The sequence below is a fragment of the Bacillus luti genome, from assembly GCF_001884105.1.
Lineage (GTDB): Bacteria > Bacillota > Bacilli > Bacillales > Bacillaceae_G > Bacillus_A > Bacillus_A luti.
The window spans coordinates 14948-29942 of the sequence record NZ_MACI01000012.1 but is presented as its reverse complement, the minus strand read 5'-3'; the positions used below and the strand labels follow the sequence as shown (position 1 = coordinate 29942).

At 33.6% G+C, this 14995-nt stretch carries 15 protein-coding genes and 3 pseudogenes; 6 read left to right on the top strand and 12 right to left on the bottom strand.

Features of this window, described 5'->3' with window-relative positions:
* Positions 1-314 precede the first annotated feature (314 nt).
* A complete protein-coding gene (locus tag BAQ48_RS03485) occupies positions 315-1340 on the top strand; it encodes an endonuclease/exonuclease/phosphatase family protein (protein WP_207544829.1) in 1026 nt (341 codons plus the stop codon).
* Between the two features lie 160 nt (positions 1341-1500).
* Here the strand turns inward: BAQ48_RS03485 and BAQ48_RS28600 are convergent.
* Both BAQ48_RS28600 and BAQ48_RS03480 read right to left on the bottom strand, forming a co-directional pair.
* A pseudogene (locus tag BAQ48_RS28600) lies at positions 1501-1581 on the bottom strand (DUF3967 domain-containing protein); the annotation flags it as partial.
* 205 nt (positions 1582-1786) lie between these two features.
* On the bottom strand, positions 1787-1969 hold the full coding sequence (locus BAQ48_RS03480) for a hypothetical protein (RefSeq protein ID WP_071709990.1): 183 nt from the start codon (positions 1967-1969) through the stop codon (positions 1787-1789).
* A 457-nt stretch (positions 1970-2426) separates the two neighbouring features.
* Between BAQ48_RS03480 and BAQ48_RS03475 the strand changes: the two genes are divergently transcribed.
* Positions 2427-3092 (top strand): hypothetical protein, encoded by a 666-nt coding sequence (locus BAQ48_RS03475; RefSeq protein WP_071709989.1) that lies wholly within the window; start codon positions 2427-2429, stop codon positions 3090-3092.
* A gap of 223 nt (positions 3093-3315) precedes the next feature.
* Here BAQ48_RS03475 and BAQ48_RS03470 read toward each other — a convergent pair whose 3' ends face one another.
* Positions 3316-3666, bottom strand: coding sequence for a hypothetical protein (locus BAQ48_RS03470; protein WP_242660432.1), 351 nt, complete (start codon positions 3664-3666; stop codon positions 3316-3318).
* Between the two features lie 191 nt (positions 3667-3857).
* Complete coding sequence (locus BAQ48_RS03465) at positions 3858-4445, bottom strand: DUF3967 domain-containing protein (protein ID WP_071709988.1); 588 nt, start codon at positions 4443-4445, stop codon at positions 3858-3860.
* A 236-nt stretch (positions 4446-4681) separates the two neighbouring features.
* Here BAQ48_RS03465 and BAQ48_RS03460 point away from each other — a divergent pair, with 236 nt between their 5' ends.
* Positions 4682-5152 carry an ankyrin repeat domain-containing protein gene (locus tag BAQ48_RS03460; protein WP_071709987.1) on the top strand — a complete coding sequence of 157 codons (471 nt, stop codon included), beginning with the start codon at positions 4682-4684 and terminating at the stop codon, positions 5150-5152.
* 103 nt (positions 5153-5255) lie between these two features.
* Here the strand turns inward: BAQ48_RS03460 and BAQ48_RS03455 are convergent, their stop codons facing one another.
* From BAQ48_RS03455 to BAQ48_RS03445, 3 genes are read right to left on the bottom strand one after another with little or no spacing between them, the layout of a single operon-like run.
* Complete coding sequence (locus BAQ48_RS03455) at positions 5256-5744, bottom strand: hypothetical protein (RefSeq protein ID WP_071709986.1); 489 nt, start codon at positions 5742-5744, stop codon at positions 5256-5258.
* Between the two features lie 19 nt (positions 5745-5763).
* A complete protein-coding gene (locus BAQ48_RS03450) occupies positions 5764-6309 on the bottom strand; it encodes a replication-relaxation family protein (RefSeq protein ID WP_242660431.1) in 546 nt (181 codons plus the stop codon).
* Positions 6281-7576, bottom strand: coding sequence for an FtsK/SpoIIIE domain-containing protein (locus BAQ48_RS03445; RefSeq protein ID WP_071709984.1), 1296 nt, complete (start codon positions 7574-7576; stop codon positions 6281-6283). The genes BAQ48_RS03450 and BAQ48_RS03445 overlap by 29 nt, the downstream gene beginning before the upstream one ends.
* 300 nt (positions 7577-7876) lie before the next feature.
* Here BAQ48_RS03445 and BAQ48_RS03440 point away from each other — a divergent pair, with 300 nt between their 5' ends.
* Positions 7877-8098: a helix-turn-helix domain-containing protein gene (locus BAQ48_RS03440; RefSeq protein ID WP_071709983.1), complete on the top strand. Its 222-nt coding sequence runs from the start codon at positions 7877-7879 to the stop codon at positions 8096-8098.
* Between the two features lie 90 nt (positions 8099-8188).
* Positions 8189-8365, top strand: a pseudogene (locus BAQ48_RS03435) (Y-family DNA polymerase); the annotation flags it as partial.
* A gap of 227 nt (positions 8366-8592) precedes the next feature.
* Here the strand turns inward: BAQ48_RS03435 and BAQ48_RS03430 are convergent.
* From BAQ48_RS03430 to BAQ48_RS03420, 3 genes are read right to left on the bottom strand one after another with little or no spacing between them, the layout of a single operon-like run.
* Complete coding sequence (locus BAQ48_RS03430) at positions 8593-9048, bottom strand: hypothetical protein (protein ID WP_071709982.1); 456 nt, start codon at positions 9046-9048, stop codon at positions 8593-8595.
* A 28-nt stretch (positions 9049-9076) separates the two neighbouring features.
* The gene (locus BAQ48_RS03425) at positions 9077-9295 is read right to left on the bottom strand and encodes a hypothetical protein (protein ID WP_071709981.1); all 219 of its coding nucleotides are present in this window, start codon (positions 9293-9295) and stop codon (positions 9077-9079) included.
* A gap of 25 nt (positions 9296-9320) precedes the next feature.
* The gene (locus BAQ48_RS03420; protein WP_071709980.1) at positions 9321-9977 is read right to left on the bottom strand and encodes a hypothetical protein; all 657 of its coding nucleotides are present in this window, start codon (positions 9975-9977) and stop codon (positions 9321-9323) included.
* 273 nt (positions 9978-10250) lie between these two features.
* On the opposite strand from BAQ48_RS03420, the gene BAQ48_RS28080 reads away from it, so the two are divergent.
* Entirely contained in the window at positions 10251-12155 is a 1905-nt protein-coding gene (locus BAQ48_RS28080) for a DEAD/DEAH box helicase family protein (RefSeq protein WP_071709979.1), read from the top strand.
* Positions 12156-12213: 58 nt separating this feature from the next.
* Here the strand turns inward: BAQ48_RS28080 and BAQ48_RS03410 are convergent.
* Both BAQ48_RS03410 and BAQ48_RS03405 read right to left on the bottom strand, forming a co-directional pair.
* Positions 12214-12890 (bottom strand): annotated as a pseudogene (locus tag BAQ48_RS03410) (peptide ABC transporter substrate-binding protein); the annotation flags it as partial.
* 581 nt (positions 12891-13471) lie between these two features.
* A complete protein-coding gene (locus BAQ48_RS03405; protein ID WP_165613773.1) occupies positions 13472-14836 on the bottom strand; it encodes a hypothetical protein in 1365 nt (454 codons plus the stop codon).
* Between the last annotated feature and the right edge of the window lie 159 nt (positions 14837-14995).

Here is a 14995-nt window from a genome sequence, read left to right as displayed (position 1 = left end):
CCCTCCAAATTTCTTAATTGGAGGTTTTTTGGTAATCTCCTAAATACATTGACTCCTGATAACGAATTTTACGTTAACTAGCCCACTATGTATCCTTCATCAAAGTGGAAGTGTATACTTTTCTACTTTTTCGTAATTTATCAAAAACCCTCACCAGAACCGCCACCACGGCTTTTTCTTCTCTTTTGCAGCCACAAATTCATCACGAAATTCCTGCATCTCACGTGGTGTATAAGGGACAAGCATACAAGCAAATTTATTTGATTTGAATATAAATAATTATATTTAGTTTTAAAAAAAGGGGGTGAACTGTTTTGAACTCATGTTTTTTTAAACAAAAGAAATGCTGTCGTAGACTTTATCCTGCTTTTCCACCTGCTGTCCCTCCGATTCCAGAACCCCAAGGACCACTAACGGTCATGACATGGAATATTTATTTAGGTGCAGATTTAACACCGATTTTCACTGCTACGCCAGCAGAATTACGCCAAGCGGTAACTGAAGTTTTTCGACAATTTCTTGCAACTAACTTTCCTGTCCGTGTAGAAGCAATTGCCAGACAAATCGTTTTGAAAAAACCTGACATCATTGGATTACAAGAAGCAGAAATCTGGCAACTGTTTATTCCGGGTTTGCCAACGGTCACATACGATTTTGTAGAATTGCTGCTAGACGAGTTAAGAACATTCGGATTACATTATGAAGTAGCAGCTCAAAACGATAATAACTCCGTACAATTGCCCAGCAGCAACGGGAATATTATTGGTCTTTTAGACAGGGACGTCATATTGATCCGAAAGAATTCTGGATTGAATATTATTCAGCGTCAAAATGCCAATTATGAAGCAAAATTGACGATACCAATTGGTGGACAACCACTCACGATTGTTCATGGATGGTCATTTATCGACGTTAGCGCAAACGGACGTATCTTCCGGGTAATCAATACCCATTTAGAACCACTTTCCCCCCCAGTCCAAGTCGCCCAAGGAAACGAATTACTAGCTGGACCAGCCAATACAAATCTACCTCTGATTCTTCTAGGAGATTTGAATTCAAACGCTGCCGGAACCGGCACACCAACATACGGGAATTTAATCAATGCTGGATTTCAAGATGTTTGGACTGAAGTTGGTAAAGGACAGGGATTTACATGCTGCCAGAATCCTGATCTATTGAATGCTGTGTCCTCTCTAAACAGAAGAATAGATTTTATTTTGTTTAAAAACGGTTGGAACCCAATTGTGGCGGATGTAGTAGGAGAAGAACAGCATGACAGAACGTCAACAGGTCTCTGGCCGTCCGATCACGCCGGAGTATTTGCAAGTTTAGATTTATAAAGTCATCATAACCAGCACCTACAATGACAAAAGCAGCAATTACTATTTATACAAAAATGAAAAGACGACAGGATTCCCTATCGTCTTTTTTTATTTATTTTCTTTACTTTTTGACTAAATGGGATTCATTGAAATAAAAGAGAAGTTTGTTCTAAACCACTCACCAGAACCTCCACCAAGGCTTCTTCTTCTCCTTCTCAGCAGCAACCTCATCCCGAAACTCCTGCATCATTCTCTTTGTTAAATATTATGAGCTTATTGATGAAATATTAGATTACTACATTACTAATAAATTGAATGCACATGAGCAAAACATCCTAAATGACATAGTTTCTGATAAAAAATAAGCCCTACTTTTAGTAGGGCTTATCGTTTTAAGTAGTTAAGTTCTTTCCAGAACCACTACTAGCTCATTTACATAATTATCGTTATTGAAACTTTTTGTTTTATTTTTTCTCACTAATTTTAAGCCGTTTTGCATTTATGAAAAATGCGCTCCCAATCGCGAATATAACGGAAGAGATATACATTGTTATCCCTGAATATTCATTATCAAATATTGTAGTATTAAGTAAATTAATAAATATCATTAATATAAGTGATATGTACAATCCATTAATATATTTCACTTATTCCCCTCCCTTACTTTTTCTTTTTTCTTCCATATACTCTTCCCTATTTTACCATTTAAAAGAGGTGATATGTTGTTTGATTTTGGTTGTATACATACTCGGTTAACACAACGTCTCATTATCGATAGAAAGAAAAAAAACGAATACCTTGTAAGAGTAGAAATCCGCATTTTTATATAATCAAATTTTCGTAAGGTATTGCCCTGGCTGGGGGTTCTTCTTATCCTCACCAGAATTTCCACCAAGGTATATTGTTACACTGAAATATAATAATAGAAATACAATACAACCTCTAATCGCAGAGTAGACAGTAAAGTAAAGGAAATTAAGTGGTAGGGAGTGTTTCATACAGAAAAATAAAGTTTTTTTCATATAATGAATCTAATTTTATATATTGATTTAATGTTTTTATATATAATAGGTGAGTTGAAAAAATTTTTAAGAGGTGTTAAGTGTGAAAAAGACAGGGATATTATTTCTTCTGATTGCTTGTTTAATGTTAGCTGCTTGTGGAAATGTTGAAAAAACAGCAAGTGAATCACAAGAAGCAAAAGAGACTCAAAAATCGGACAAGCAGGATACTGCTCAAGAAACAAAAGAGACTCAGCAATCAGATAAGCAAGATGCCGTACAAGAAACAAAAGAGGCTCAAAAATCGGATAAGCAAGATGCCGTACAAGAAACAAAAGAGACTCAAAAATCGGATAAGCAAGATGCCGTACAAGAAACAAAAGAGACTCAACAATCAGATAAGCAGGATGCTGCTCAAGAAGTAAAAGGGATACAAGAAGAAAATAATGAGGCAAGCGGTCAACCTGCTCAAAAGGAAGAGAGCTCTTCTGAAAAGCAAAATATTGTACTTCAAAATTTACAAATAGACTGTAATGGATATGATAAGGAATTTACATTACGTGCTGGGGATAAAATTGATAAGTTACTGATCGAGAGCATAACAAACGATACGATGGTTGTTAAACATGATAATGGTAAAACAAAGCCGTATCAATTGAGAGACGGGGTTTCAGTTAAAATGAATGCTGGATCTTATACTATCACACTAACAGATGTCCGAGACGGACATGTTACAGCGTATGTTCTTGATACGAAATGTTTTCAATAATAAAAAGACAATTATGGGACTTTAACCCATCATTGTCTTTTTTACTTTTCCCTTTCTACTAGAGAATAGGCTCTACTCCTTGTAAGGCTTCACGTTTTAAACCTCCATCACGACCCTTTGCAGTAGCAATCTCATCCTCATATGTGTATTAAAAAAAGCGAAGGGAATAATCCCTTCGCTTTTTTTAAATAATTAATTCCTGACTAAAAATAAAGATTTAATATTAGTTTTTATGATAACCGTTTGCTAAATAAACATAGATCATGCCAATTGGAGCAATAAGTGGGCTAAAAATATACAAGAATAGTACTTTGAATATTTTCCAAGTAAACATAAGCCAAATAGAAACAGTTATTTCCGTGTTTCCCATCATAGTGTTAATAAGGTCATCCCACACAATTGTTGCAAAAGGAAATAACACACATGCTAATACAAAGTGAATAGTCATCACTACTGGATAGGGAAATGGTGATGGATTATAAAAGAGAAAACCTGTAAGAATAAAAGAAATAATATATGATTTCACTAAGTATTGAGTCTGCACACCATTTAGCATATTTTTAATAAAGTTCAATGGAATCTCTCCTTTCTTTAATATGATTAAACTCTCAACTTCATTATATTAATATATCTTTTGATAAAGATAAAGCATTTTTTACTTTTTTCATCTTTTTTTATCACTATTTTGTAAAATTTATAAAAACCAAAATAAAAAAGGCAGAAATGTACAATTTTCTGCCTTTCTCATAGCTTATAAACGAATTCTCACCAGAACCTCCACCACGGCTTCTTCTCTTTCGCAGCAGCAACCTCATCCCGAAACTCCTGCATTAACCTCTTCGTTTCCTGCATCTCACGTAGTGTTTTCATAAGCGTCTCATCCCGCGCTTCCAATCGTTTTTCCACTCGTTCGTTATGCGCTTCTACACTCGCTTTAATTTCCTCATTACTTTGCTTTGCCTGGTCACTTAATCGCTTCTCCATTGCCAACATATTCTGATTCATTTCTTGCGCCATAACGCTGTATTGCTGCTGTAATTGCTGTTTAATGTGGAATGGCACTAAGTCCGTTTCCTCAGCCTCTTCTTGAATCAGATCCGGATTAACTTTTTCTATTTGCTGCGCAATCATCTTCGCTGCTTTCTCTAGCGTCATACCGTCATGCTTGCTGAGTTCAATTAACTTCTCAATTACCATAATGTCATTGTTTGTGTATTGGCGTCTGCCACGATTATCCTTCTTCACTGCGAATCCTTCGCGTTGCAATACTTCCATGTACTTTCTAAGGGTGCTATCACTTATTCCTAGTCGTTTATATACTTCACTAGCAGAATAAACAATTTCGTCCGTCATAACGTCACGACACCTCCTAGTGAGAGTATTCCATGATGGGTTAAAAATCCCTGCAAAGAAAGACCTACTTATGCAGGAATTAATAGCTTTATAAATTTCAACATGCAATTTATTCAAGTTCAAATAAATTAATAAATTTTACACATTTAACAATTAATTGTAATATAAAAATAATAACATTTTATATTAAATTTGATAGTAAAGAAGTTTATTGATATTTAAGGGGAGAGTTAGTTATGAAACCTAATGAACAATTGGTTGATGCTGTAAGAAAACTAGATATTGAAGCTACACAAAAAGCGATTCTAAATGGCGCAGATGTAAACTATATCGTACCAGAAAATGCAAAAAAAACTCTAGAACTTAATGTGCCAGTATTAATCGTAGCGATCGAAGGAGATATGGGTGTAGAATCGTTTTCTAAGGAAAATAAACCTGAAATTATTAAAGCGTTGTTAGAAGCTGGGGCGAATCCTAACGTAAGAAATTATGAGAAAGAAACAACCCTAATGTTAACTTGGAATAGCTATTCTTTAGCAAAATTACTCCTTGAGTATGGAGCTAATCCTAATTTAAGAGGAAATGATAATATTAGCACTATAGGATTTATAGGAAATAGAATAGAGGGTTTAGAGAACTTCGGTAGAAACAGTGACGAAGCTAGAAGTGTTTATAGAATACTGAAAGAATATGGTGCGCAACACTAACAGATTAACCAGTTAATTTATATTGTATTCACTGTAAATAGTACATTATTTTTTTAAAGTCTACTCATATTTGAGTAGACTTTTTTATATCATCCATTTTCTACTATATTGCCTTAGCGATCTCAACAAGTAATCTCATAAACAATGGAATCATTTGAACCACAATATAACCTATTCCTGCACGACTTATTAACGAGAATCCCCGTTCCTGACTACCCACCATAATAAACAATCCACCGCATAGCGCCACAACGGACGCAATTGGATATGACACTGCTTTAATCAAAAAGATAACCGGTTCAAACGCATTTACAATACGATTGTATAATTGCCCATCTATATAATTTTTTATTGCTCCATCGTTGGACTGTACATCTTTAAATACTTCATTCACATCTGGATTATTCCCATCAGCAAATACATGCGGAATATCTATAATTTGACTGAATATAATAGCACTACCGATTACTAATGAAACGCGCACTGCGACAGGTGCGTATTTTTTCGCTTTCTTTTTGAACAAGCTCCACTTTTTCTTCGCTCCATAGTTACCATCCATAAAATCTTTGATGCTCATCGTCTCAGTTGCCATATGGACCATCTCCTTGTTTTTAATGGAAATCAGTAACCGTAAATATATTGCAATCCAAACCCTCGCAAAGCTTCTGGATTTGTTTCCTGCGATATTCAGTCGTGGTGTACCAAATGAACTTAGGTTTCTTTTCGAATACATTGCATTCCATCAATTTGCGATACTGCTGCATCTTGATACGGTTCGCGCTCATTTTTTGCTCATGATCCACCTCTACAATGTGGTAACGGCCACTGTCCGTAAATAGTGCGTCCGCAATTATAGAAACGATACCTTTTACATTCATCTTCACTTCCTGCTTCCACGTCTTCGGGCATTCATAAGCGATGTAGATATCATTTCGCATGATGTAGTGGCGAAATTGATTCGAACGCTTGAGTATTTTCTTACTCCCAATACGTTCGCGCCCTTCTTTATTCAAATAGAACACTTTCTCCCCGTCCCTAAAGCTAGATACATAATCTTCAAGCCCCTTCATTACACGAGAAGCATTCCTGTCACCACCAAGATCATGAAGTACCTGGATTTGCTTCCTACTAAGAAAGCCGAGTTTCTTCAAGCTCAAGAGTATACTTTCCGTTCGCGCTTCCTTCATGGCTATTTTTTGCATCTTCATGCTCCTTCCTCGCTCTTATGTTGATATGTGGCTTTATAATGTTATCAATCTGCTTATTATCGATATAAACCGTCTGTAGGACCTTCTTCTCATTCGTTTGGTATATACCCCTTCCCTTTATGTTGGGCAGACTCTCTGCACCTCCCTCATCTAAAACTGCACGGCTCCCTGCTTCTGTCTGTAATCTAAAGCAAACTCGAGCACCTATGTTTTGTCGTAACTGCGATGGCACGGCTTCATTGGTTGGGTATTGTGTCGCGTATACCAAGCGGAATCCCGCTGCCCTGCCACGACGACCTATATCAACAATAATGTCCTTGCACTCCTGATATGGCGCTATGTCGGCTGCTTCATCTACGATCACAAAGTACCTGGTTGAATCCCCGGCTTCTTTTATATCTTCGTATCCTTTTTCTAGTAAATATTCGTTTCTAGCATTCAGTTTATCTTGCAATTCCTTTAGAGTCTCTAGGGCTTCCTCTGGATTCTTCGCAATTGATTCGACTTGATTTAGGAACCTGTATCGGTTGAAAGAGAGCCCCCCCTTCAAATCGATAAGGAATAACTTTATATTTTCTGATTGGTTACGTACCAGGGATGTGATTATTAGTTTTAATACATTTGATTTACCCATGTCCGTCATGCCAGCCGATATCATGTGTGCAAGTTGATCGAAGTCATGTTTTACCAATCCGTCCCTCGTATAACCAATCGGAACCTCCCAGCCTCTACATTGCTTCATCATGTCTTCTTCAAACTTCACGAAATCAGGAATCCCCTTCTCGTAAACACGTATTTTTAGTAACCCATCGTAAGACAGCTCAATTTCCTTTCTAACGAGTTTTTTCTTGTTTATGATGTTTCGTATTTGTTTTAAGATATCTTTTCGCAGTCGAAGAGATTTGAAGTCTTGCAGTTTGAAATCATAAACTTTGCTCTTATGATTTAATCCATCTTCTAAATGTTGCATCTTTTGTTCAAAATCGGAGAAGCTAAGTCCAAGAGGGATCCTATACGCATATTCAAGTCCCCAATCATTTTTCTTTTTGCGGAGCAGCTGTATAGTCCTAGTCTCTTTTCCTTCTTTTACTTTTAATCCGCAGTTCGCGCAAATTCTTTGAATCTTGGAAGCGTCATTTGTAGCTCCTTTTTGATGCATTTTTGATAAAAAGACTACACCACCGACTGCAGCTGAACTTACTAACTCAAATATCAATGTTCAAACACCACCCTTCTTTATGTATTCTGCAAGAATAGTCCCTGAAGATTAGAAGAGATAATAACAGCTATGAATCATTGAAAATACTAATCTTGTAATGTCTGAAGCAGTATTCTGTGAACGAATTCTATTTGGAATAGGTGAAACGAAGTTTTAAATGGCTATCAAATTGGAAGTGATAATCGTAATTTGTTTGGTATGGTAAAAGGTATTTTGTACTGTTTGGTCTTTATGTCAGTTTTTTTCTCGAGTTTAAAAAAATGACGAAAAGGGCAAGCTATATTTGAGGTGATAGGGGTGTTTGGATTAGGCAAAAAACGAAGTAAATTTGGTAAATGGCTAGACAAACAAGGGATCACACAAGGGGAATTAGAAAAGGCAGCTAAGTTAAGCAGAGGTACGATTTCAAAAGTATGTAATGATAAAGAATACACACCTAAATTTTCGACTATATCCCAAATCGCAAGGGGATTAAAGAAGTTAGGTAAAAACATAAATGAAGATGAATTTTGGATGTAGCCTTCACTTGTATGAGTGTGGCTATTTTTATTTTTTTGAAAAAACCCCTTCATAAAAGAACATACATTCTTATATGAAGGGGTAATCACGGTGTATGACTATTCAATGTGTCCAAATCGAATCATTCTGTGTGTGGATTTACGAAGCTTTTATGCCAGTGTATCTTGTGTTAAACGTGGATTAGATCCAACGCATACAAAACTTGCTGTTGTTGGTGATGTAAATAGCTACGGTTCAATAGTCCTTGCTGCTACCCCACTATTAAAAGAATAGATAATACAGGTAAAAAAGCTGACTTATTAATTTATCCTAGCCTTTTTAATATTAATCATGAAATTGAAATGTATCTAAAATCCATTTCTTTATCATTAAATATCACTTGTTAATACATTAGAAAACAATACAGAAAAGGGTAACACCAGCATTTTTAATTGTATTGCATCAAAACAATCTTAACGTATTTTTTGATTTGCTGGTGATACCTCTATTATAAATTAACTGTCCCAATCAAACATACAATCTGTACAAATATCGTTAGCAACAACGCCTCCACATATTTGGCATCTAAAGGATTGACTGTAGGATGGATATGCTGCAAACCCTATATTAGATGTTTCTACTGCAAAATCGAATTCATATTCAGATATAGGAACTTCCCAAAATTCTAAACTATTTTTTTGATCCTTCTTGGAATCTTCTAGAATAAAATCGTTTTCTGATGTAGTTTTTCCCCATAATTTAAGATCATCAAATTTTTCTCCATAGGGTTTATACGTTACATCGTCTATATATAAAATAAAGTATCCTTTAAATACATCTCCAACACTTATACTGTAATTGGCCACTTTCCATGCTTTATACCAAGGCTCAACTTTTAAATGCCAACGATAGATATCCGAATCCTCTCCTCTACATACAACAACATATTTTCTAAATGGCTTGATTAACATAATGAACACAACCTTCTTTTTTAATTTTTTAATGAGCAAGATATAATGTAACAACTTTGGGATTTGTCTCTTTTGTGTAATCTAAAACATAAATAACACCATTGTTTATTCTTTTTTCGATATTATTTAAACGGTAAAGGGATGTACTATCTTTTAAATCGGACTGAATGAAACAACAAATCCACTCTGGTGATTCGAAGGTAATGCGTTCTTGAAAACGTTGGATTACATGCTTTGTAATAGTCATAGTAAAAGTCCTCCTAATTTTTTGATTAACATAAAAACAGCGATTCTCTCGAATCGCTGTTTTTAGTAGTTACAAAAGTTCCATTTTGGTATTGTTTTATTTGGCCCCGATGATCAACTACGTAAATGTTCCACTTCGTATAATTAGAAATCCATTCACACCATGCTAGAAAAAATTTTTTAGCTGTTTTGTTCGTTGGTAAATCCAATAATTCGGGCTTTACCAAGATAATGTTTTTATATAAAAAACGATACAAAGATGAGACGTTTCCGTGGTTAAGTAACCATGTAGCTGTTTGCATACTATCTTCCCAATCTAGCTCATCTCCTAAGTGAGCTTGGTATTGTTGTAGATATTCTGATCCATTGTTGAACTCTTTAAGGTTTATATTTTGATTTTTGTGAGCGCGAATTTGATAATATATTTTTTTTACTGCTGAGTCGCTTGGTATATGGCCGGTAACTGAGGATATTGCATTTTCAACATTAGAGAAAGTAGTCTCGCCTGCTAATCTATTTGTATAATAATTAGCTTTTTCTCCTTTTCGTAAAATCTTATAAACAATTTGATGCAAGGTGAAAAGAGGGAATTCCTGATGCGACTCGATATTTTTTTTAACGCGTGATACGAAACAAGTTTTTCCTTCTAGTTTCTGAGCAAACTGAATAGGTAAATGATACATTGTTATTCCTCCTAATAATTTGACTGTTAATTTTTACATAACACCTCGCGCTAGCGAGTGGGTTCTTTATCCATCGTTGAACGAGATAAATAAAAAATATATACATTTAATGATTTTAATTTACATATATGAATAATTAAATGTTATACTTTCATATAAGCCCCCCGGATGGGGGAAACCAAATTTAAATTAAAAACATAAAAAAGTGATTATACAAATAATTGTTATAGAGAACATTAATTCACTTTTTATATCAAAAGAGGGAGATAACATATGCTTTCTACAGAGAAAAATTGGTATGAAGGCTGGGAAACCTTTTTTTCAAATGAATATTTAGATACCTTGCACATACCGTCAGTTTTAGAAATAATGGATTATTTTGAAGTATTCTTAAAGAAGCAATCTGAAAAAACTGTTTATGAAATTTTAAATGCTTATCCCGGTCATGGTAAAACAACAGCTCTAAAGATTTTTATAAGAAAATTAATTGAAAATAAACATTCAGTGGGCGGGATAATCGTTTTACGAGAAAAGGAACAAATGCGAGAAGTGGAACAATTTGTATCTGATGAAAAGTACGGTGTGTTATATATAGATAGTGAAAACTACCAGGAGGTTCAAGCACACATACCTAAATATCAATTCATTATCATATCTCATGAAAGATTAAAGAATATTGCTTTAGAAAAAAAAAACATCAAGAAACTTCACCACTTTACAAAGTGGAAAGATCAACAGAGGGTAATCATTATAGATGAAGCTCCCCCTTTTGTTGATAGCTCCATTTTTGAATTAGATAAATCCTTAGATTGGTTAGACGATTGTTTTTTAGCAGCAAAGAATGTATTTTCTAGTGAAGACAAAATTAGAATTCGCAGTATCATACAGATATTAATGGCTACAGAATTAATCGAAAATAAAGGCCCATTAACAAACGCACTAAAAAAACATTTAGATAGTCAACGTTTTGCTAAGACTTTAAATACTTTTTTTAATGATATAGATTATCATATTGATAAAATAACTTCTATAGACAGTCTTAATATGTATCGATGGTTTAAGAAACTATTTAATGAGGAAAAGAGTGGGTACATTGATTCAGGACTTTATTTGGATAATTACTCAGATCATAAAAAAATTATCTGTAGCCAAAGAATTGATTATCGCCAATTAAATTCCTCAATACTAATTTTAGACGGCACTGCAGTTCATACAAAACGGATTTATAACAATGAATATATAATTACTTCCTTATCTAATCATACGAAATATGAGCGATTATTCATATCTCAAAGATCTATTAATACATCAGCTCGACGGAGAAAAACAAAACTGGGATTGTCTATCCAAGGATTAATCGCAAAAGATATAAAAAAAATACAAAGTAAAGGTATTAATCCTTTTCCATTAATGAATAAGTTTGAAGTTAAAGAGTATCTGAATTTAAATGTTATTAGCAAACAAGACTACGAACGATATTTCGTTTCGTCATTAGAAGAAAATGTATTACCCATAAATATCTTAAACACAATAGGTAAAAATTATCTGGCCAATCAAAAAAGCTTGTATTTGACATCCTTACCGAACAGGCCAGCTGTACATTATAAAGCAATAGCAGTGAGTTTATATAAAAATAGTGAAGTCCCATTAAACTTATCGATGAATCAAAAAGAAAAGAAACAAGAAATGTGGTTTGCGGATAAAAGAATTGAAGAAATATACCAGGAATGTTTATTGAGTGAGTTATTTCAAATTATTTATCGAAGTAATATACGAAATTTATTAGGGGAATCCTATGAAAAAGTACATATTTTTATTGCTACTAATTTCGATCATATCATAGATAAATTGTTAAAAATGTTAAATTATCAGGTGGAATTTGAGCGTTCCCCTGTAGAGAGTATGACAAAATTCCGACAGGTCATTGAAAAAAAGGCTACTTTCATTGCAAATAAAATTAAAAAACAAAAAATTAACCTTCCTAAAACAATAGGGAGGATTGAGGATGGCTCCTCAGTAAAGAATCTTATAAATAGTAACTGGCATGATGAAGAGAAGAAACGGGAAATTATTGCTGCTTTTAATCGAAGTGGACTAGATATAATAGAAAAGGAAAATAATTCAGGAAGAATAGAGAAGAAAATTGACTATTTAAAAGGGGTCCCTTTGGCTACATAATTTTATTTATGTAGCCTATATGCTAATAAGGGGTAGAGCCCCAAAAATGTGGATTAACAAAGTTAATTTCGTCTAATTTAACTGTTTTTGCATCCCAATAGCTTTTATTCTTCTTAAATTGAAAACCTTGCTCATGCTTCCAACTATCTAATGTAAATGCTCAATTATAAATTAACTGATCCGCTTCTAGACCATATTGCTTACCTTTTGATTCAAAATATTTCTCGTTTATTGGTAAAAACGTTGGAAAAGTTGTCAAATTTATAAAGTAAGAAACGGGGTTTTCTAATTGTACTTCTAATGTTTTATTATCTACTGCCTTTACCCCTAACTGATCTACAGGTAACTCTTTGCTATTAATCTTCTTTGCATTTTTTATATCAAAGAATAAAAATGAGTATTCTGCTGCTGTATCAGGATTCACAGCTCTTTTCCAAGCAAACACGAAGTCTTCAGCTATTACAGGCGTTCCATTTGACCATTCCGATTCTCTCAAATGAAACGTGTACGTTTTTTTATCTTCACTCACATCATAAGATTGTGCACGCCAGGAATTAATTTATTGTCTTCTCCTAATGTATACAGGCCTTCAAACACATTACGCATTACATTCATTGATTCACTATCCGTTGCCTTTGCTGTATTTTTAGTTTCTTTCTCTCCACTACTACAAGCTGTTAGTAAAAAACTAGCACATAAAACAGAAGCAACAACCGATGTAACCTTTTTAAACATCTTACTTTCTTCCTCTCTACATGTACGGTTCATATCATTATATTATCTATATATTGAATTTTAATGGATGTGAGGATGGATTTTCTCTTTCTCTACACGGATTCCAGTACCTTTCACATTATATATGTTGAATCTAAATAACAAACCTCTTATTACATTACCATTAAAAACGTAGCACTCTAGAGATTATTGTGTCAATTACTAAAATTAATTTTTGATAGGGTATGTGAAATTATTAAAAATATAACAACTCAACAATTCTATCGTTTTTGATAGTGGGGCGCACCACATTCTCATTAACTTAAAAAATTCGTTGTTTCCAAAAATGAAAAAAGTGATCAGTTCCAATAAAGATGTTTAATTCTGCCCTTATAATCACACAAAACACCGTCCAGCTAACTTAGACAGTGTTTTTAATAGTTGTTTAATATCTCTGTATTGTGAATTATATTGCTTAAATTGAATAACAATAAAGTCGTTTAAAATCTAAGTCTTCTTCAACAATCGCGCCCGATTCTTGAATAAAGCGTCTTGTTGATTAAGTACAGTAGGATAATAATTTTACCTTTAACTCATCAGTTTCAAGACCATCGTGCTTCTTTTTCTTTTTCTTTTTTTTCAATATTTTTAATGTCTTCTTCTATTTGATTAACATCCCAATAGTTGTTAGCAAGCACCCTTCCATTTCCACCAATACGGACAGCAACTACCCTTGGATCAACAGATAGATCCATTGGGATTTCCCAAATAATCTCCAAATACTGGTCACTTCCACCACTCTTTTTTAGGGTTATGTAAGTTGAAAGCCTTATAGCATATGTATTATCTGGAACAACAGCTCGAACAGTCTTATATTCAGTCCCTGATTTATCTTTAGTCGTAATTATTTCATACCTAGGTTCTCCATCGTCTTTAGTAAATCCTAATCTATCATTAATCCGATGGATATTTAGAAATGATTCCGATTCTAATGACCAAAACATTCCATTATGAATCCAGTTTTTTATCGCATCACTATGGTCCTCAATATCCAACTCAATATCTAGTATATCAGTATCACCATACTGATCAATTCTGATGGTTCGATGTGTTTTGTTTTTTTCGATTAGGCTCTCAGATTTAAGTTTAATTTGTTTTTCTAAAGTTTCATGTGCACTTTCCCAAGTTATATATCGAATACCGGTTAGTGTTACTTTGAATCCTTGAATTGGAGACTTTAGTATAGGCCAAATTATTGAATCATTACGTCCTGTAATTCCTCTTTCTAAATGAATATTGTTTACCAATAGAAACAAGCCTTGAAAATCTTGATTTTCAGCTAAATCAAGAATTTTATCTGTCCCTTTCAAATTCCCAATATCCACCAAGTTTTTTAAACGACCCAAAATGTTATGGAAGAAAATTAATACCAAGATACCACCAATATATCCAATTCCTATTATAATAGCACCCGGTATTAAAAAACTAAAAATTGCAAATAGAGTAAATAACGTCCAAACAATCAAAACATATAGTATAGTTTTTTGAGCACCCTTTATTATGTTATTTACAAATTCTTCATCATCGTACGCAGACATTTTAGAATACTCCCATAATAAATTCATCATTTCCTCAGATAAATCAAAAGGATCCTCTTTTTTAAATGATAAATTTATTATCTTCCAGTACAATTCTCTACATTTTTGAACTTTATGTTGACTATTGATTGAAATAAATATTGCTACTAAACCTATTAGAGCTAAGACTCCTCCAGTAATACCAAATATTATTGTTGCTAAACTTCCAATATCCGCTGTAGGTATTGAAAACAATTCAATTATTTTACTCCAATCAACTTTAATATTCCATACATTAGTGGTGATGAAAAGAAGTAAAACAAATGAGATTAGAATAATTAATAGTGCCAAAAATTTCTTTTTACTTTTCAAGTGAGTGCCTACTTTCATATAATATTTTTGTAGTGCAATTTTACCATTAAAAAGCAGATATAAAGAAAACTTTTTCTAAAATAGGTTAATTAAGCCCTTCTTATATTTACAAGTGCTAAATAAATATCTTTAAAATCTTCTCTATAGGTTGGTGTAATTAACCAATCCGCATGTTAA

What these genes read in the sequence shown, in the direction of transcription:
- BAQ48_RS03465 (WP_071709988.1), bottom strand. Translation starts at nt 4,445, where the DNA reads ATGACGGACGAAATTGTTTATTCTGCTAGTGAAGTATATAAACGACTA.
- BAQ48_RS03460 (WP_071709987.1), top strand. Translation starts at nt 4,682, where the DNA reads ATGAAACCTAATGAACAATTGGTTGATGCTGTAAGAAAACTAGATATT.
- BAQ48_RS03455 (WP_071709986.1), bottom strand. Translation starts at nt 5,744, where the DNA reads ATGGCAACTGAGACGATGAGCATCAAAGATTTTATGGATGGTAACTAT.
- BAQ48_RS03430 (WP_071709982.1), bottom strand. Translation starts at nt 9,048, where the DNA reads ATGTTAATCAAGCCATTTAGAAAATATGTTGTTGTATGTAGAGGAGAG.
- BAQ48_RS03425 (WP_071709981.1), bottom strand. Translation starts at nt 9,295, where the DNA reads ATGACTATTACAAAGCATGTAATCCAACGTTTTCAAGAACGCATTACC.
- BAQ48_RS03420 (WP_071709980.1), bottom strand. Translation starts at nt 9,977, where the DNA reads ATGTATCATTTACCTATTCAGTTTGCTCAGAAACTAGAAGGAAAAACT.
- BAQ48_RS28080 (WP_071709979.1), top strand. Translation starts at nt 10,251, where the DNA reads ATGCTTTCTACAGAGAAAAATTGGTATGAAGGCTGGGAAACCTTTTTT.
- BAQ48_RS03405 (WP_165613773.1), bottom strand. Translation starts at nt 14,836, where the DNA reads ATGAAAGTAGGCACTCACTTGAAAAGTAAAAAGAAATTTTTGGCACTA.